The organism is Streptosporangium nanhuense (assembly GCF_059358815.1).
In genome coordinates this window covers 551,299-569,687 of the sequence record NZ_JCADBG010000002.1, presented here as the reverse complement: position 1 = coordinate 569,687, position 18,389 = coordinate 551,299, and the positions used below count along the sequence as shown (strand labels likewise).

Below are 18,389 nucleotides of genomic sequence, written 5' to 3'. Positions count from 1 at the left end.
CCCGCTCGTCGTCAAGCCTGTCCCGCACCGAACCGGGCTTACCCGCCCGGCTCGACGACGCCGTGCTCGTAGGCGTAGATGACCGCCTGGACGCGGTCGCGGCAGCCGGTCTTGGCCAGCAGGCCGGCCACGTGGGTCTTGACGGTGGAGACGCTCACCGCCAGGGTGCGCGCGATCTCCAGGTTGGACATCCCCCGGGCGAGGAGCACGAGCGTGTCGTGCTCTCGTCCGGTCAGCTCGGGCAGCGGGGCGGGCCGGCGGACCCTGCCGGAGGCGCGGGCGAACTCGGCGATGAGGCGGCGGGTGACCGACGGCGCGACGAGGCCCTGGCCGGAGGCGACCACCCGGACGGCCTCGACGAGCTGGTCGGGCTCGATGTCCTTGAGCAGGAAGCCCTGAGCTCCGTTGCGCAGCGCGTCGAAGACGTACTCGTCGAGATCGAACGTCGTCACGACCAGCACCGTTATCGGGTGCTCGACGGCGAGCCCGGCGAGCCGAGCGGTGGCGGCGATGCCGTCCAGGACCGGCATCCGCACGTCCATCAGGACCAGGTCGGGCCTGACCCGGGTGGCGACCCGCACCGCGGCCTCACCGTCGGCGGCCTCACCGACGATCTCGATGTCGGGCTCGGACTCCAGGATCGTGCGAAATCCCGCCCTGACGACAGCCTGGTCATCGGCGATCACGACCCTGATCGTCAACGCTCCTCCACGGGGCCATGGGTCCACGCGTCCACGGGGAAGTCGGCGGCGACCTGCCAGCCGCCCTCGGAGTGCGGCCCGACGACGAGGCTACCGCCCGCGTGCCGGACCCGCTCGCGCATGCCGAGCAGACCGTAACCACCGTTGGCACCTCCACCGAGGGCGGGCCCGGCAGGATTCTTACCCTCGGGCGGACGTGGTGGCGCGGCGTTGCGTACGGTCACCCGCACGGCCCGGTCCTCGAACACGGTCACCACGGTCACCGCGGCACCGGATGCGTGCCGCCGGGCGTTGGTCAGCGCCTCCTGCAGGAGGCGGGAGGCCGCGAGGTCGGCGGTGACCGGCAGCGGGCGCGGCTCACCTCGGACGTGCGTCTCGACCGTCATGCCGCTCTCGCGGGAGCGACGCACGATCTCCTCCATCCGGGCGAGTGTCGGAACCCGTCCGTCGCCGGTGTCGGGGTCGGTGCCGTTCTCGCGCATGAGCCCGACCAGGGCGCGCAACGCGGTGAGGGTCTCGCGGCCCTGCGCCCGGATCGCGCGCAGGGTCTCGCGGGCCGCCTCGGGGTCGCGGTCGAGCTGCCGGTCGGCGGCACCCGCCTGGACGACGATCGCGGACAGGTCGTGGGCGGCGATGTCGTGCAGCTCCCTCGCGATCCTGGCGCGCTCCTCCAGTACGGCGGCCCTGGCCCGCTCCTCCCGCTCGTGCTCGATGCGGGCCGCTGTCCTGGCCGCGCCCGCCCTTCGCGCCTGTACGTGGAAGCCCACCATGGCGGGTGCCGAGTAGGCGGCCACCACCGCGGCCGCCATGGCCGGACCGTCCATGTGAGAGACGCCCCAGAACGTCAGCAGCCCACCGACGTCCCCACCGGCCGCGGTGATCGCCAGACCGCCCAGCAGGTGGGCGACGCAGGCAACGGCGACGATCAGGGTGGCTCTGGGCGGCGGAAGCAGGCTAGCGACCGTGTAAGCGCACACCACCACGCCCACTCCCAGCAGCGGCGGCCGGGTGGGCAGCGCGGCCCCGACCAGCGGGATCACCGTCGCGACGACCAGCGCGGCACCGGGCCACCTGCGGCGTACGGCGATCGTGGCCAGGTCGGCGGTGGCCAGCAGGTAACCGCAGCCGACCGCCCATGCGGGCAGCACGGCCAGCGCGGCCCGTACCTCCCCGGACACGAAGACGAGCAGCAGCCGCGTCAGGCTGAGCGCCGCCAGGACTACGGCGACCAAGGTGTCGCGACCCTGGGGTGTGCGGATTCCGAGCCGCGCCGTCGCCCCGATCCACCACCTCATGCCCCTGCGCGCCCTCTTCCTCTCCGGCCGGCACCATCACCCTCGTCGGCACCCTCGCTGACACCGGCATCGGCACCGGTACCGGCACCGATGCCTGCGTCGGTACCTGTACCTGTACCGGTGCCTGCGCTGATGCCTGTGCTGCTACCGGTACTCGTGCCCGTGTCGGCACGAGTGCGGGTACGGGTGTGGGCGCGGGTACGGGGACCGCCGATCGGCAGCCACTGCCAGTATGTGACGCACCGCCACGCCCACTCCAGTGGACCGTAGCCGAACACCCGTAGCCACAGGATGCTCACGCCCGCCTGGAAGACCAGAATGCAGACGCCCAGGAGCACCGCCAGATCCCATGAGGACGAGTCACGCAACCCGATGGCCGTTCCGATCGGGACGAACAGCAGGGCGGCGCTGAAGTAGTTGGTGAGCGCCATACGCCCCATCGGGGCCAGCACCCACGAGAGCGCGGCACCGATCCGAGTCCGTAGCAGGAGCAGGAACCCGGCCGTGTAGCAGGCGGCGGTGGCGAGCGAGAGGACCATGCCGAGCCTGATCTGCGCGATGTCGGGCGGCCCCAGCACGATCAGCCCGTAGGTCAGCAGGGCGATGACCAGCGCCGCGACCCCCAAGCCGATAAAATGACCGCGACTCTCCTCCAGCCTCTCCGGCACCCGCAACTCGGCGAGCGCGAATCCCAGTGCGAACAGGCCGGGCAACAGCCCCAGACCGCCGACACCGGCCAGCACCCCCGCGACGGTCAACAGCACTCCGGCCACGAACAGGGCACGCCCAGGCAGATAGCTGAGCGGCAGCAGGATGAGCAGCCCCGTAATGGCGAACGGCAGGAGCACCTCACCCGGCTGCAACAGGTGCAGAACGCCACCCAGCACAGCCAGTGCGACGAACCGCCGGACCAGAAGCAGCCGAGGCCGCTCCGAACGCCTCATCGCGGACCGCAGGAAGATCCCGAATCCCACGCCGAACAGCAGATAGAAGATGGGATAGAAGCGGCCGTAGAAGAACAGGCGCAGCGGCGTGGGCAACTGACCCGCGAAGGCGAACATCTCCATGGTCTGCGGGATGTTGATGAAGATGATCCCGCACAGCGCGAAGCCGCGGAGCGCGTCGAGGGCGGCGATCCGCTGCTTCGGCGCGACCGGTGCGTGCCGTGCGGGCTGCACCGGGACGTGTCGTGCGGGCTGTGTGGGGACATCGGGATCCGGCATGGCAACACCATCGCCGAAACCGGCCGCCCACCGCTTCGGGCGAGCGGCTACTTTCGCTTCCTCCGCAAGACCCAATGCGTCGATCCTCGGCTCATCCGCAGGGTCAGGATCGCCGGGCCGGGCCGGCAGAGCTGAGTACCGGCACGGCACAACAAATTAAATCGCCGGGTCAGCAGGGAGGCGGGTGCCGTATCGGAGAGTTGAACGAGTGACGGCGACAATTTATGCGCTCGCCACGCACATGCGCGCCAGGAAACACGACCGCACCTTACGATCGAATCAGCGGCCCCCTCGAACCCATACGCTGTTATTTCAATGGCCGATTCTCGCGTTCCCTCTCGGCCGCCAGGCGACGCGCCATTTCCCCCAGGGTGCCCGCGCACATCACGTTGGACAGATGCCTTCCGTCGAGAACCTCCTCGGACAGACTGTGGCGGCGTACGGCGTAATAGCCACCTCCCGCAGCCTCTGAGATGAGCCAATGCCTGCCGTACCGGGCGACGAGGATGGCTATCGTCCCGGGTTTCGCGTCGTCCGGTGTGCCGGTCATCGCCGTCCCAACTGGAACCAGACGACGCGTCCCGCCGCACCTTCGTACCAGCCCCACGACAGGGCCACCTCGCTGACCAGCCAGAGCCCACGGCCACCCTCGGCGTCCTCGTCAGGCTCGGCCGGGAGCACAGGTACGCAGGTGGAGGACCCCTCGTCGATCACCGCCACCCGGATGACGTCACCAAGGTTCGCCACCACGACCGTCACCCGACCTCCGGCGCGTCCCGACTCCGAATGCCTGACCGCATTGGAGAGCAGCTCGCTGACCAGAAGCTCGGCGTCGTACGTATCAAGCCGGCCCGAGTCTTCCAACACCGTTCGCACGTATCGCCGGGCCGAGGAAACCGACTCGGCCACCCCGGGCAGATGCACCCGGCCCAGCAGGCCGAGCCCGGGAACTGTTTCAGCACCCATCGGATCACCGCCATTTCCGTGAGGGTGCAGACGTCGAAAATTCGCCTGCCCCAATGACTCCATTATCCGGGCGAATTGTCCTTTTGGTTCCCTCGCATCGCCCGGATAAAGTCTTGGCCTATAGAGTGCACACAGTTATGCTGCCGTTGCAGAACAGATCGGCCGACGAATTGACGACGAAAAGCCACACGAGCTGTAGGCGTTTGTCGTTCATTCGACGGCCGACGTCATCGCGACGATTGGGAGGCGAACATGGGAAATGATCTCGACCCACGCCTGACACCGGCTCAGCGCTTCGGCCGCGAGCTGGGACGGGCTCGCAGGGAGGCGGGCCTGTCGCAGGCCCGACTGGGTGATCATCTGGGCGTCTCGTCGTCGTTCATCGGGCACATCGAGACCGGCAACCGGAGGCCCGGCACCAAGCTGGCGGCCGACTTCGACAGGTTCTTCAAGACGGACGACCTCTTCACCCACCTCTGCCGCAACATCACCGCCCCCACCGGGCCGGCCTGGTTCCTCAGATGGTCCGACGAGATCGAGCCCCGGGCCCGCGTGCTGCGAAGTTGGGATCCCCTGCTGGTCTCCGGTCTGCTCCAGACGGAGAACTACGCGCGAGCCGTTGTCCGTGGCGGCTTGGCGGGTTCGGAGGAGGAGGTCGAAGACCAGGTCGGCGCCCGCATGCGCAGGCAACTGATTCTCAAGAAGGACAACCCACCCGTCCTGTGGACCCTTCTCGACGAGTGGGTGCTCCGCCGCCCCATCGGAGGCCCCGAGGTCATGTGCGAGCAGCTCGACCATCTCATGACCATCGCCGGCCGTCAGAACGTGACGATACAAATCGTCCCGCACGACACCTCCTGCACGACCGGCCTGATGTCCGGATTCGTGCTCGCCCAGCTGGCTGACGCGCCGACCGCCGTCTCCGTGGAGTCTGCCGGGGAAGGTGAAGTGTCGGCGGAACACAAACTGGTGGGCGTCGTCTGGGACAGATATGACAGGATCCGAGCAGAGGCGCATCGTCCCGGACAGTCGCTAGAGATGATCAAAGAAGCGAGGGACCAATGGAAGCAGCAGACCTGACCGGCCCTGACCTCTCCGGGGCCGCCTGGAAGAAGAGCTCCCTCAGCGGCGAGAGCGGTGGAAACTGCGTCGAGGTCGCCGGAAACCTCCCGGGGGTCGTCGCCGTCCGCGACAGCAAGAACTGCACGGCGCCGGCCCTTGTCTTCACCCCAGGCGAGTGGCACACCTTCCTTACCGCCGTGAAGTTGGGCCGCTTTGGCTGATCTGCCCTGATTACCAGCATCCAGCGGGAGGTTTCGCAGGCCAGGACGACCATGTGGCTGCTGACATCCGGTAGAGAAGGGACGAATCCCAGACGGCGCCGCATGGCGAGTGTGAGAGACAGCGGCCGAGGTCGTCGAGCGAATTTTCGACATCGCCGCACGGAGAAAATTTTCCTCTGGACCGTAGCGGGCAACATCGAGAAAGCCTGCGCTAACAGGATTTCCCGGATCGTTACAGTAAGCAATTAACTGTAACCTTGGAAAGAACTCACGACCTTCATTTTGGGAATGGGCGGTAACGGCATTCGATACTGTCACCCGGCGCACATCTCAAGCTCGCAGATGTAACGTAAACCATCCGCACGTTGGAATCCCCAAAAAAGCTTTTCAGCTGTTTAGCGGATATACCAATTTCGATTGCTGCGAATACTTTCGCTTCTCTAGCAGCAAGTTGCAGGTCGCGCAGATTAAGGTCGAAGTTGCGAAGTAAGTTTTCGTCGCCAGGGCGCAGCAAACTCACCCATTGCTGAAACTGTCCTACCGCAGACAATTCCTCGCATGATGACGGCAATCCCTTAGACTCGCACGTGCCCAGCTCCCAGTAGATGGGCCGCCTGGTGCCATCGAAGGATAGAATCACTCTGCGCATTCCAATATCTTCGTCAGACGAAATACTAGACAGTACAGGTTCTTGGAACTCTACGAGTGCTCCCAAGTCTACGCCGCCCCTAAGTTCGGAGAGAAGTTTCGCAGCCCGCTTTCGAGCTTCTTTGATCGTCTCATCGGAGCGTCTCATTGTTTCCGTCACACGACTGGCTCGCGATGCCGGCAACGCTGGTGACTCGATTTTCCCAGTGAAAATATTCTGTCGGAGCTCAAAGGGGCCCATTGGCCAGACGCCGTCGTCGCCTACATCGGACCACTGCGGAGATATTTCGACAGGGAGCACTCCATGACTCCCTTCCCGTCGGATCTCAAATTCTTTCCCAAAAAGAATTCGATAACCCGGGTTAGCGACAGAGAAAGCGTTTCCTGCTACGAATCTAAGTCGTTCCAATGCGGTCACGGAAGAATATTTACCCGAATCGCCAATGACGCATTGCCCAACAAGCAGAGCCAAAGCAACCATGCATCCCACGGGTTTATACGAGTTCAAATCCCACTTCACTTTATTTACCCTCCATATAGAAAGTGGCTGTGGTGAACACTCCAACGGACCGTCCACCACAGCCACTCAAAAACCTGCCGGTTCTCCTGAAACCAACTTATCAAAGCAATCGAAGAGCGACTTCACTCATCAGTGATCGCCATCGTATTGCCCGTCGTACTTACGCCACCTATCCCTTAGAGCGACGCGATCTGAGACGGATTTCGTCTCGCCATTTACGCGATACCAGAATTTAAATTCACCGAGCATTCTATGCTCATAAGAATTTATGAGACACCAGTGAAGGAGGTCTTGATTGCAATGCCCCTCCACATATGGCATCTTATTATAGATGCGAGGCTTACGGATCGTATCGCCATCCTCCGGATACTTCGGTCCTGTCAGTTCCTCTTCGTAAGGGATGCATTCCAGGCCGCGCTCAGCACTGAATGCGCTCCCCAGGCTCCCACCACCCCCACCGCTGGCCCCTACCTCTAGCGACACACTTCCGGCAGGTTCTATCTTCCACTTCGTGTTGTAGAAACACACGGTTACCTTGCTCTTCAGCTCGGTATTTCTCTGCCTATACTTACTCTCATGCGAACGCATATCGCCATTCAGCGGATAAGCATGCATGTAGTTGATATGTTTAGATGTTTTCCAGTGATCGGTCGTCGTCGCAGAGCCCCACGGGACACGCCATTGAGAGCACATCTCCGCATTGAGCTCCCATGCTTTTGTCAGCTTGACCCTCTGCCGAGCGTGAACCATAACCGGATAAGTAGTTGCATTCTTAGGATCGTAGGTGCACTTATTTTCCGGAGTAGAACCCGCTGGACTACCGCCTGCGCTTGGGGAGTCTGGATCGTCAGAGAAGTCGGTCGGGTCTTCCTCGACCTCGACAAGAACCTCTTCGTAAGTCACTTCCCCACATCGATGGAAGGCAACGGCGGTGATGTAGTACGAGTCCTTGGATTCAGCATGTACTGATCTGGCGTCAGCAGCGCCCTGGTCGATCAGATCCCACGTACGTTCAACACCGGCGGTCACCCGTACCATGCCACTAGATGTTTCCTGGACGACCACATCACGCAGTGAAACCGTTGAATTAGTGCGACTGGTTCCCTTGGCGTCCAGTGCCTCCTTCTCCGCGACCAACGACGAATTGATCAGAGAGAGCTTCGCACTGAGAGAGCTGGACGGTGCACCGCTCGGATCGTCCCAGACATTTGCGGCTCGGCCTTCGAGAACAGCATCTTGAGCCTTAAACCAATTTTCTACCGCCCCCTTGAATTCCCAGGTATCACACGGACGCGTGGATCCGGGAGGTGGTGTCACGGGAGGGAGAGGCTTCGGTGTTACTTGTTTGGATTCCCAGTCACTGACCCCAAATACGGTACGCGAACGCACTTTTACCGTATAGCTAACACCGTTGGTCAGCCCAGCAATTGTTGCCATAGGATCGGAAACCTTGAGTGTTTTTACAACACCTCCGCCTGCATCCGTTACCTCGACGTCGTAATCATCGAGTAAGGCTACGCTGCCCGTGATCTCGGGCAATCCCCAACTGGCGATCGCGCTAGCATCCCCTGCTTGAGTCACCAGGTTGAGCACCTTGCTAGGCGGTCCCGCCGGGAGATAGGTGAGCATCAGCGAAGGTTGCTCAACCGCCACCGCATCGCCAAAGGCTATGAGTTCGTCGTTGTTGGAGGTGAGCATCAACCACTGGTATTCGCTGCCGGCGATGTCTGCCTGTAGCCCGCTCAACGGCAGGGAGTAGGGCATGGTGCCGGTATCTATGTCGCTCGCTAGATCTGAGCCCTTGCTCTCACCGGTGACCGGGCTCTTCAACGGGGTTGCGGTGATGACTGTGTCTGCCGGGCAGGTTCCGGCCGGGCAGGTCGGAGTGCCGAGCTTGAGGATGCCCTCCGACACACCTGCGCCGTCGGGAAGTTCGTCGAGCCTGAACCCAATCACCGCAGCGGTCTTGTCGACACCACTGCCACCGATCCTCATGACGGTCGAGTCGGTCACCGTACACGGCGAACCGTCACAGGCCGTCGGGTCGACCTTCGCCGTCTTGATGACGAAGTTGTCCTTGAGCAGGGTCAGGTGGTTGACGGTTTCGGCGGGTGGGTCCGTCGGGGTGCCCGGGGTGGTGAAGGTGACGAAGGCGGTCTTGGCCGTGCAGATCTCCTCCACGCCTTCGTCCTGGGCGGTTGACGCCGCGCCTCCCCTGGCCGGAGGAGCAGCGTTCGACTTCGAGGCCGCGGGGGCCTGGCCGCCGGGGGTGTAGAACGTCCACTGGTAAGGGGCCATGGTGTTGCCGGCGAGGTCCTTGGCGCCGGTCACCTTGGCTACATACCGCATCTCTTCCTGCAGGATGTAAGGCTCGAAGGTCAGTATTTTGCCGGTGGCGTCCATCACCGGCGTGCCGGATACCGGCATGGAGAAGTCGGGGTTGTAGCCGATGACCTCGATCTGGGCGCCCGTCACCCGCTCGCTGAACGTCACCACCACGTCGGCGTAGGATTCGACCCCCGTCGCGCCGCTGGCCGGGACGGTTTTCACGACTGTGGGAGGGGTCGTGTCTCCCGTCGGAGTGGGGGTCGGGGTCGGGGTCGGGGTGATCGTCGGAGTGGGAGTGACCGTAGGAGTGGGAGTCGGGGTCGGGTTGGGGCCCGGGTCGGGTGACGTGCCGCCGCCGACGACGCAGGCCTGCATCTGCCACTTGTAAGTGCGACCGGCCTGGACGGTGTTCTCCGGCACCTGGAACGACGCGCGCTCACCACCGTTGACCGACCTCGCGCCCAGGGGGCTCGATCCGATCGGCGTGCCGGCGTTGTCGTACAGGAAGTACTTGGCGGTGACCGGTCCGCCCGAGGGGCGGTTGACCATGCCCGACAGGATCGGCCTGGTCGGGTCGGCCATGCCGGTCTCGGCGTCCGTGGGGACGTACGGCGCGTCGGTGGTGATGCGGTAGTACGGGCTCTCGCTGCAGGTGATGGGAGTTGCCCCGTTGATGCAGGCCCTGACGGAGAACTTGAAGCTGTCGACGTTGCTGACGTCGTAGGTGATGGACGCGCTCTGGCCGGAGGGCACGTTGGCGTTGGTGGGCGGGGTGAGGTTGAGCATCCACTGGATCTCGGTGGGGCTCAGGGCACGGTCGTATGCGCGGATCTCGTCGTAGGCTGCCTTGACTGAGGAGTAGCCGATGCCGCCACGCCTGCCGTTGCCGAGCTCGAAGGATCGGGTGGCCTGCCACGGGGTGACGGTGTATTCGGCCTCCGCGGACTGGACGCCGTTGACGTACAGGCGGATCTTCTTGGCGACGGCGTCGTAGACGCCGGCCAGGTGGGTCCAGGTACCGGTCGACGCCGTCGTGGAGGACTTGATCTCCGTCACCGGACTGGTGGCGGTGTTGTCGTGGTACATCTGCATGTTCCACTTGCGGGCGGTGGAGTCGTAGCCGACGCTGAAGGCGCTGTTGACGGTTCCGTTCTGGCTGATCAGCGGGATCGTGCTGGTCCCGACGTCCAGCCTGACCCAACCCGCCGCGGAGAAGCTCTTGTCCGTCCGCAGCACCGGACCCGCGGTCGAGGCTTGGGAGGGATTCCCGGCAGTGCCGTTGAGAAGGAGCGCCTTGCCGTCCTTGCCGTCGATCCACGAGTAGCGGCCGTCGACGAAGGTCAGGATGTTGCCCTTACCGCTGGAGTCGATGCCTCCGGTGCCGTCGGTGAAGCTCCACTTCCCGACCTCTCCTCCGCCGGTCGTCCAGGAAGGAAGCGGCGCGGTGGACTCGACCACGGAGACGTAGTAGTCGATGTTCCTTCCGTCGACGGAGGTGGACTTGTAGCCGACCTTGGCCGAGCTCTTGCGCACGATCGCGTGGTCGCCGTCCATCGAGTCGACCGACTCGGCGGTGACCGTGGGAATCTCCGGCGGCAGGATGTACTGAGTGATCAGCTTGGGCGGGGTGGCGCCGGTGCCGGTGGTCTCCGCGGAATGGTAAACCGCCGAGTAGCCGCTGTAGCGATCGACATTTTCGGTGGGACCTTCGAGCCCGATGCCGTAGTTGGGCTGGCCCGCGGCCCAGTCCTTGACCCAGTTGGTGATCGGCCAGGTCATCACGCCGGGCGTGAGGACGTTCGTGGTCGGGCAGGGGGTGGCCACATAGCCGAGACTGGCAGGCTTGTTGGACCAGGTCATCCTGCCCACTGTCCAGGTGGTGTTGACCCGGGTGGCGTAAACCTTGCCGTCGCCACGCTGGTGGCAGCCGGGTGACTCGGTGCGCCACAGCTGCATGGTGGAGGAGATGATGGGCTTGTTGGCCAGGCCGGCGACGTCGAACGTCAGGTAAGAGCGGAAGTAGTTGACCGCGCTCACCCCGTTGCAACTGGAATAGGCAGCGCCGATCTTCAGCAGCGTTGCGCCCGGCTGGTCGTTGGTGACGCAGTCCGCACCGCTGGAGAGCAGCGTGTCTGTCTTGACGGTCAACGTGGAGGTGGGGTCCACCACGACGGGGTAGACGGTGGCGGGGTCGGCCAGCCAGCCGGCGTCCGGCTTGAGGACCAGCGTCCGCTTGCCCGCGTCCTCGACGACGGAGGTGGCGATCGGGGCGTTGCGCGGTGCGGCGGCATTGGGGCCCTGGGCGCCAGCGCCGGTGCTGTCCCACATCACCGGTTTCGGTGCCTGGGCGACGACCTTGTCCTTGCCGTCGGTGAGCTCCAGACCACCCCGCTTGGACATGGCGAGGGTCAGCTCCGGAGACTCCACCGGGATGCGAATCTCCAGCGCCTCCTTGGGACGCTCGCGTAGCACCACGTCGTGCCGGAAGCCGGTGGGCAGGGCGGTGACGACCAGGTCGGCGGCAGGTCCGGCGGCATCGGGGTAGGTGGCGACGTTGCCCTTCACCACCGGGCGGGGCAGTTTCCCGTCCCAGGAGAGGCTGAGGCTCTGGTCGGCGTCACGCTTCATCGTGGCGAACGGGGTGTCGTCCCCGCCGAGGGAGAAGGCGAGGTCGGCCTTGGCCACCTTGGGCTTGAGGACGCCTTCCTTCTCCACCAACGTGGTGTCGATCCACGCCCACAGGCCGTTGTCCTGCCTGACCTGCGCGGGGCCCGAGTACGACTCCGTCTTCAGGCTGCCGTCCGGGAAGGCCCAGGTGCGCGAGGTCTCGGTGAAAGCTCCGATCGCCTCGACCGGTTTGTTCTGTTTCCTGGCCTCCTCGACCGCCGCGCGCAGCGGAGCGTCGGGGTCCTTCGGGCGGGGAAACGGCGTCTGGAGCGGCGCCGAGGGTGCGGGTTCGGGATCGGCGGCCTGTGCGGGCAGGACGCCGCCCGACACCAGGAGTGAGGCCGCCAGGGCCGAGACGGTCACGACCGTGGTCGTGACCCGTCTGTTCGGTCTGCGCCGCCGGGGCGGCGCGAAGGGACGGTTCGGTAAGGGAAACCCCACCGGTGCCTCCATCGTGAAAGGGAGATTGACCGGCCGGACAAGGAAATGGGAGGGCCCGGCCGAAGATGATCGCGGTAAGCATCCCGGCCGGTGCTGTTGATCTTGTCCTATAGAATGTCTTGATCTTGCTATACGGTCGGATTCCGCGCATTGAACAGGGGATGAGTCACGTATGAAGCAGTCCAGGACAGGAAATATGTGCGGGGCGCACACGCACCACTTCACTCAGCGATGACCGTACGGAGAGTCGAAACGCAGCTTCGCGTCCTTGGTCCGGTCGACGTATGGCGCGACAAGCGTTCGGTCAATGTCGTAGGGCCCAAACAACGAACATTGCTCGCTCTTCTCGTGCTGCAGGCGAATCGGATCGTCCCCCACGACCGATTACTGACGGCCCTGTGGGGAGGAGCCATTCCGGCGACCGGCCGGCGACTGCTCCACAATCACCTGTGGTCCGTACGGCGCCTGCTCGACGACGCGAACGCCCTGGTGGGCACGCCTACCGGCTACTCCCTGCGGCTGCTGCCGGGCGACTCCGACCTCGATGTCTTCCTCACCGAGACGGCGGCGGGACGCTCCGCCATGATCGAAGGCGAAGCCGCGAAAGCCTCTGATCACTTCAGTACGGCACTGGCGCTCTGGCGCGGCCCCGCACTCGACGGCACCCAACCCGAATTTCAGGCAGCGGAGGGAGGAGCGCTCGAAGAATTACGCATCGCCGCCGTCTTCAAACGCATCGAGGCGGATCTCACTCTGAAACGGCACGCGGAGTTGATCGGCGAACTGCGCCTGCTAGTAGCGGAGCACCCTCTACATGAGGGCTTCCGAGGTCAGTTGATGCGAGCGTTTCATCAAATTGGCCGTACGGCGGAGGCGCTGGAGGAATTCGGCATCGCCAGGCGGCACTTCCGCGAGGAACTCGGACTGGACCCGGGTGAGGAGCTCACCCGGTTGCACCGGTCGATCCTGGCGGGTGGACCAAACTCTGAAACCACTTCGACAGAACCCGTCCCCTCCTCTCCGGCATCTTCCTCCCCAGTCGCATCGCCCACGACGGTCGTGCCCAGGCAGCTGCCGGCCGACATCGCTCGCTTCACCGGTCGTGAGGAGAGTCTGCGACGTCTGGACCTCCTGCTCTCCGTGGGTCGGAACGGTGCGTCAGCCGTGGTGATCACCGCTATCACCGGCACTCCCGGGATCGGGAAGACCGCGCTCGCAACGCGGTGGGGACACCGTGTGGCGGACCGGTTTCCCGACGGGCAGCTGTACGTGAACCTTCACGGCTACTCCCAAGGGCAGCCAGTCACCGGTACTCAGGCGCTGCACCAGCTCTTGAAAGGACTCGGGGTCGCCACGGACCAGATTCCCCACGAGGTCGACGAGCGGGCGTCGATGTATCGATCACTTCTGGCGGACAGACGAATGCTCGTGGTGCTCGACAACGCGGCCAAGCCGGAACAGATACGTCCGTTGCTGCCCGGCTCGTCGCTGTGCAAGGTGGTGATCACTAGCCGGGACTCTCTGCGGGGACTCACCGCGACGCACGATGTCGACACGCTCACCCTCGACCTGCTCTCACCCGATGAGGCGAAGGCACTGCTCATCGCCGTCCTGGGGAAGGAACGGATCAGCGACCAAGCCGACGCCGTACTCGAACTCGCTCACCTCTGCGGATATCTTCCGCTCGCGCTGCGGCTGGCCGCAGCGCATCTGGTAGGCCAGCCCACGCTGCCCATCGCCGACTTCACGGCCAGGCTTCTCCGGGAGAACCGGCTGACGGCCCTGGACATCGAGGAGGACCCGCATGTAGGTGTCCGGGCCGCTTTCACGATGTCCTACAGGGGCCTGCCCGAGCATGCACAGCGGACCTTCAGGTTGCTGGGGCTTCATCCCGGCCCGGACATCGGCGTCGACGAGGTCGTCGCCCTGGCCGGCTCGTCCGTCGGAGCCGTGAACGCGGCTCTCAACACGCTCGTCGGCGCGCACCTCGTCCAGTGCGGCACCGACGGGCGTTTCATCATGCATGACCTGGTGAGCCTGTTCGCCCGCGAACAGGGCGAGTCCGAAGACACCGAGGCGACTCGGCACAGCGCGCTGATCCGGCTGTTCGACTGGTATCTGCACACGGCCAGATCCGCCATGAAGCAGGTGCACGCCGACCACAGCGAGATCAAGCTCATCTCGGAACCCCCTTCGCACGGCATTCCAGTCTTTGACGATTATGATTCCGCAACCGCATGGTTGGACATCGAATATCCGGCACTGATTTCCGCTGTCAACCACGCAGCGGGGCATGGATGGCCTGGTTACGCGTGGCAGATCGCATACACGCTGGATTACTTTTTCTATCTCAGAGACAGAACCGATGACTGGTTGACGACTTACCAGACCGCCCTGTCGGCTGTCCGCGAGGTCGGCGACCAGCACGGTGAGGGACGGATACTGAACGCCCTGGGCGCGGCGAACATGTTCTCCGGGAAAATAGACAAATGTCTTGAGTATCAACGGCAGGCCCTGGAACTCAGCCGGACGACAGGGGACCGGAAGGGGGAGGGCTATACACTGAGCCGGATCGGATACAGCCTGCTCTGGACCGGAGACTTCCGGCAGGCGATGAAGAACTGCCTGATGGCGATCGATTTGTTTCAGCGACTCGACGATGAGCAGGGCGAAGTGACGGCGATGTTCACTCTGGGGATCGCCCATCTCAGGTTGGGCCGGTCGCTGGATGCGCTTCGCTGTATCGAACGCTGCCTGGCCTTTGACCGCAAGACAAAAAATCAAAATGACGAGGCTTATACACTGGTAATTCTGGGCGAAGTTCACGAAACCCTGAACGATCTAGAGACAGCCCTGGAATTTCAACACCAGTCGATCCGACTGAACAGAGAGGTGGGAAATCGCCGATTTGAAGCAAATGCCATGAGCAATATAGGCAGAATACGCAGACGGCAGGGAAATTATGCCGAGGCCATCAAACAGCACAGACAGGCCCTTATCCAAATAAAGGAGGTAGGAGACCAGTATGCTGAGTGCGACATCTTAATGAATCTCGGAACAGTCCTCCTGGAAACTGGGGAAAGACAGTCGGCGCTGGAGAATCAGCATGCCGCTCTGGATATAGCCATCACCATTAAAGACCGGTACCGGCAGGGTCTGGCCCGCGACCACCTCGCCCATGCGCTACACGCACTCGGCAGGACCGAAAAGGCCACCACTCAGTGGAAAATGGCCTTCGACATCCTCTCTCCCATGGGAGTCCCAGAAGCCGGGGAGATCGCCCAGCGGATACATGGGGTGTCGGCTTTCACAACACGATCACCAGGGTGATCACGGATTGACGAAGGTCGAGGAAGATAGCTCCAAGGGCTTTTTGCAGGGCGCCCACACAGGTCTGCGTCCCGTTCAGGCCGTGAGCAGCAACGCCGCCACCGTGGCCGTCACCCCCACCACGACCAGCACGGTCCCGGTCAGGACGAACGTGAGCATCGGCACCCGCACTCCCCGACGGCGGCACCACTCGAACCACAGCAGGGTGGCGAGGGAGGCCCACGGAGTGATCACCGAGCCTGCGTTGGTGCCGATGAGCAGGGCGAGCAGCAGGTCCCGGCTGCCCGGGGGGATGGCGTGCTCCACCACCGTGTAGGCGGGCAGGTTGTTGATCAGGTTGGACAGCACCGCGCCGACCGCCGCCACGCGGTAGGCCCCGTCGCCCCCCGCGCCCCCGGAGGTCCCGACGAGGGAGCTCATCACCGAGGCCAGGCCGTACCGGCTCAGGGTGGGCACCACCAGGAAGAGGCCGACGACGAAGACGAGCAGCTGCCAGGGGAACAGCTCGAGGGTGAGCTTCTTGCGGTCACGCCAGGCGAAGGCGGCGATCATCAGGGCCGCTCCGCCCAGGGCGGCGAACTGGATCGGCAGCTCCAGCAGGATCGCGGTGACAAAGAGGACACACGCCGAGATCGCGATCCTGAACAGCACCGGGTCGGCGACCGGCCCCGGGATCGGCGGTTCGTAGCGGGCCGCTCCGCGACGGCCACGGCGCCAGAAGAACAGCCACAGGAAGACCATGGTGACCGCGATGGAGACGATCTGCGGCAACCAGAGCCGCCCGGCGAACTCGCGGGCGGACATGCCGAGCCGTTCCATGGCCAGCAGGTTCGTCAGGTTCGACACCGGCAGGAGCAGGGCGGCGGTGTTGGCCAGCCAGAGGGTCGTCATGGCCAGCGGCAGCGCGGCGATCCCGGTCCTGGCCGCGAGGGCGAGCATGACGGGCGTCAGCAGTACCACCGTGGTGTCCAGGTTCAGGAAGACGGTGACCAGCGAGGCGAAGGCCGTGCACAGCAGGAACAGCGCGACGTGGTTCCCCCGTCCCACCACCGCCAGCCGGGTCGCGATCACGTCGAAGAGCTGAGCCTCCTTGACGAGGTCCGCCAGGACGATCACCGCGGCGAGGAACAGCAGGATCGGCGCGATCCGCTCCATCTCGCTCCAGGCCTCCTGGAGGGGGAGCAGACCGGTCGCGACGAACAGGAGGCCGAGGCCGAGTAGTCCGAAGCGGATCCGATCCAGAACACTCAATCGCCGCAGCACATCGGACATGTTCGCACGCCTCACCTGCGCGAACAGGGCCGGGGCGGGGTTATGGCGCCCAGGCTCCGGCGTGGGTCACCGAGATCTCATGAAGCGTGCGGCTCGGGCGAGCGCCGGGATCCCCGGACGGGCCCTCCCCCTCAGCAGGCATCGGGATCTCAGTAGGCACCGGGATCCCCGGACGGACTCTCCCGCTTACTGAGCGCCGAGGTCCCAGAGGGGCCCTTCCGCTCAGTGAGCGCCGAAATCCCCGGACGGACTCTCCCGCTCAGTAACCGCCAAGGTCCCCCGGACGAACTCTCCCGCTCAGACGGTGACGCGGGACGTGAGATCGGCCCAGATGCCGTCCATCCGGGCCTCCAATTCCTCCAGAGTCCCCTCGTTCGGGACGACGATGTCGGCGATCTCCAGCCGCTCCTCGCGGGTCGCCTGGGCGGCGAGCCTGGCCCTGGCGTCCTGCTCGCTCATGCCGCGCAGCTCGATCAGCCGGGCGACGCGCACCTCGTCGGCGGCGTCGACGACGATCACCACCTCGTACATGGGGGCGAGTTTGTTCTCCGCCAGCAGCGGCACGTCGTAGATCACGATGCTGCCGGGGGCCGCCTGCTCCTGCAGCTCGCCGACCCTGGCGCCGACGAGCGGGTGGACGATGGCGTTGAGGGAGGCGAGCTTCTCGGAGTCGGCGAAGACGATCGAGCCGAGTTTCTCCCGGTCGAGCGAGCCGTCCTCGCGCAGGACACCCGTGCCGAAGACGCCGGTCACGCGGGCCAGCCCGGGGGTTCCCGGCTCGACCACCTCCCTGGCGATCTTGTCGGCGTCGATGACCACGGCACCCCGGGCGCCCAGCCGCCGGGAGACCTCGCTCTTGCCCGACCCGATGCCACCGGTAAGCCCCACCTTCAACATGATCCGCAGCATACGCCGTGCGGGCCGCGCTCCGGCGCGGCCGGCGACGGGGTTTTCACATTCGGTGGCGGGGACGGGAGCACCTGAGGTCGCTGTTCGTCCCGTCGTACGAGGTGGTCGTCCCTCCCGCGGGGGCCGGAAGCGCCCCTCACGCTGCCTACCGGCTGACGACCCGAGGCACCCGGCGAGCAGGCAGGAATCGCCCATCTCGGCGCCGGAGGTCACGCCTGCCGCCCTCCGGCCCTGGGACGCCACCGGACATCACCCGACGTACGGGAACGCTCCTGAGGCCCTCACAGCTCCCTGCGCATGTGCACCAGCGTCAGGTGGTCGCTCATCGGCTCCCTGCGGGTCTCGCGGTAGCCGTGGCGACGGTAGAGGCGCAGGTTGCCCTCCGACAGGTGGCCGGTGAACAGGTCGAAGGCGAGGGCCGTGGCGGCCTCGTCGTGCAGGGCGGCCAGCAGGGATCCGCCGATGCCCGCGCCCTGCCGGTCGGGGGCGACCACCAGGCGGCCGACCAGGCAGGTCGTGCCGGACATCCGGCCGCGGACCGACCCCACGATCCTCGCCCCGTCGCGGGCGACGAGCACGATGGCCGTCTCGACGGCCTTGCGGACCTGGGCGGCCGACTCCACGAGCGGCGGGATGAACGGGTCGCCGTAGAGCTGGGCCTCGCCCACGTAGGCGGCGCGCTGCACGGTCAGGATCTCGCCCGCGTCCTCGGGCTCCGCCACCTCGATCACGATCACGCCGTCACCCTAGCGGCCGGGCGAGACACCGGGCGAGGCTGGACGGCCGCCACCGGACGCCCCCGCAGG

The 18,389-nt window shown here is 65.0% G+C and carries 12 protein-coding genes; 3 read left to right on the top strand and 9 right to left on the bottom strand.

All coding sequences use genetic code 11. From position 1 onward, the window contains the following. Positions 1-38: 38 nt before the first annotated feature. The 4 genes from AC5L38_RS07255 to AC5L38_RS07240 form a co-directional block, all read right to left on the bottom strand. Complete coding sequence (locus AC5L38_RS07255) at positions 39-701, bottom strand: response regulator (protein ID WP_495241959.1); 663 nt, start codon at positions 699-701, stop codon at positions 39-41. Next, positions 698-1,933: a sensor histidine kinase gene (locus AC5L38_RS07250; protein ID WP_495241958.1), complete on the bottom strand. Its 1,236-nt coding sequence runs from the start codon at positions 1,931-1,933 to the stop codon at positions 698-700. Before AC5L38_RS07250 ends, AC5L38_RS07255 begins: the two co-directional genes overlap by 4 nt. 59 nt (positions 1,934-1,992) lie before the next feature. Next, on the bottom strand, positions 1,993-3,219 hold the full coding sequence (locus tag AC5L38_RS07245) for a DUF418 domain-containing protein (protein WP_495241957.1): 1,227 nt from the start codon (positions 3,217-3,219) through the stop codon (positions 1,993-1,995). Between the two features lie 546 nt (positions 3,220-3,765). Beyond that, positions 3,766-4,185, bottom strand: coding sequence for an ATP-binding protein (locus AC5L38_RS07240; protein ID WP_495241956.1), 420 nt, complete (start codon positions 4,183-4,185; stop codon positions 3,766-3,768). A gap of 252 nt (positions 4,186-4,437) precedes the next feature. Between AC5L38_RS07240 and AC5L38_RS07235 the strand changes: the two genes are divergently transcribed. After that, entirely contained in the window at positions 4,438-5,265 is an 828-nt protein-coding gene (locus AC5L38_RS07235) for a helix-turn-helix domain-containing protein (RefSeq protein WP_495241955.1), read from the top strand. Further along, complete coding sequence (locus tag AC5L38_RS07230; RefSeq protein ID WP_495241954.1) at positions 5,247-5,468, top strand: DUF397 domain-containing protein; 222 nt, start codon at positions 5,247-5,249, stop codon at positions 5,466-5,468. The genes AC5L38_RS07235 and AC5L38_RS07230 overlap by 19 nt, the downstream gene beginning before the upstream one ends. Before the next feature lie 277 nt (positions 5,469-5,745). Here AC5L38_RS07230 and AC5L38_RS07225 read toward each other — a convergent pair whose 3' ends face one another. Next, positions 5,746-6,702, bottom strand: coding sequence for a hypothetical protein (locus AC5L38_RS07225; protein WP_495241953.1), 957 nt, complete (start codon positions 6,700-6,702; stop codon positions 5,746-5,748). A 63-nt stretch (positions 6,703-6,765) separates the two neighbouring features. Next, positions 6,766-11,994 (bottom strand): LamG-like jellyroll fold domain-containing protein, encoded by a 5,229-nt coding sequence (locus AC5L38_RS07220; RefSeq protein WP_495241952.1) that lies wholly within the window; start codon positions 11,992-11,994, stop codon positions 6,766-6,768. 411 nt (positions 11,995-12,405) lie between these two features. On the opposite strand from AC5L38_RS07220, the gene AC5L38_RS07215 reads away from it, so the two are divergent. Then, positions 12,406-15,402 carry an AfsR/SARP family transcriptional regulator gene (locus AC5L38_RS07215; protein ID WP_495241951.1) on the top strand — a complete coding sequence of 999 codons (2,997 nt, stop codon included), beginning with the start codon at positions 12,406-12,408 and terminating at the stop codon, positions 15,400-15,402. Between the two features lie 75 nt (positions 15,403-15,477). On the opposite strand, the gene AC5L38_RS07210 is transcribed toward AC5L38_RS07215, so the two are convergent. From AC5L38_RS07210 to AC5L38_RS07200, 3 genes are all read right to left on the bottom strand, one after another. Beyond that, complete coding sequence (locus AC5L38_RS07210; RefSeq protein WP_495241950.1) at positions 15,478-16,674, bottom strand: SLC13 family permease; 1,197 nt, start codon at positions 16,672-16,674, stop codon at positions 15,478-15,480. A 297-nt stretch (positions 16,675-16,971) separates the two neighbouring features. Continuing rightward, a complete protein-coding gene (gene coaE, locus AC5L38_RS07205; RefSeq protein ID WP_495241949.1) occupies positions 16,972-17,571 on the bottom strand; it encodes a dephospho-CoA kinase in 600 nt (199 codons plus the stop codon). A gap of 293 nt (positions 17,572-17,864) precedes the next feature. After that, positions 17,865-18,320 carry a GNAT family N-acetyltransferase gene (locus tag AC5L38_RS07200; RefSeq protein ID WP_495241948.1) on the bottom strand — a complete coding sequence of 152 codons (456 nt, stop codon included), beginning with the start codon at positions 18,318-18,320 and terminating at the stop codon, positions 17,865-17,867. Between the last annotated feature and the right edge of the window lie 69 nt (positions 18,321-18,389).

Bases quoted from the DNA above. Each gene is read 5' to 3' on its own strand.
- AC5L38_RS07230 (WP_495241954.1), top strand. From the start codon at position 5,247: ATGGAAGCAGCAGACCTGACCGGCCCTGACCTCTCCGGGGCCGCCTGG.
- AC5L38_RS07245 (WP_495241957.1), bottom strand. From the start codon at position 3,219: ATGCCGGATCCCGATGTCCCCACACAGCCCGCACGACACGTCCCGGTG.
- AC5L38_RS07240 (WP_495241956.1), bottom strand. From the start codon at position 4,185: ATGGGTGCTGAAACAGTTCCCGGGCTCGGCCTGCTGGGCCGGGTGCAT.
- AC5L38_RS07210 (WP_495241950.1), bottom strand. From the start codon at position 16,674: ATGTCCGATGTGCTGCGGCGATTGAGTGTTCTGGATCGGATCCGCTTC.
- coaE (WP_495241949.1), bottom strand. From the start codon at position 17,571: ATGTTGAAGGTGGGGCTTACCGGTGGCATCGGGTCGGGCAAGAGCGAG.
- AC5L38_RS07235 (WP_495241955.1), top strand. From the start codon at position 4,438: ATGGGAAATGATCTCGACCCACGCCTGACACCGGCTCAGCGCTTCGGC.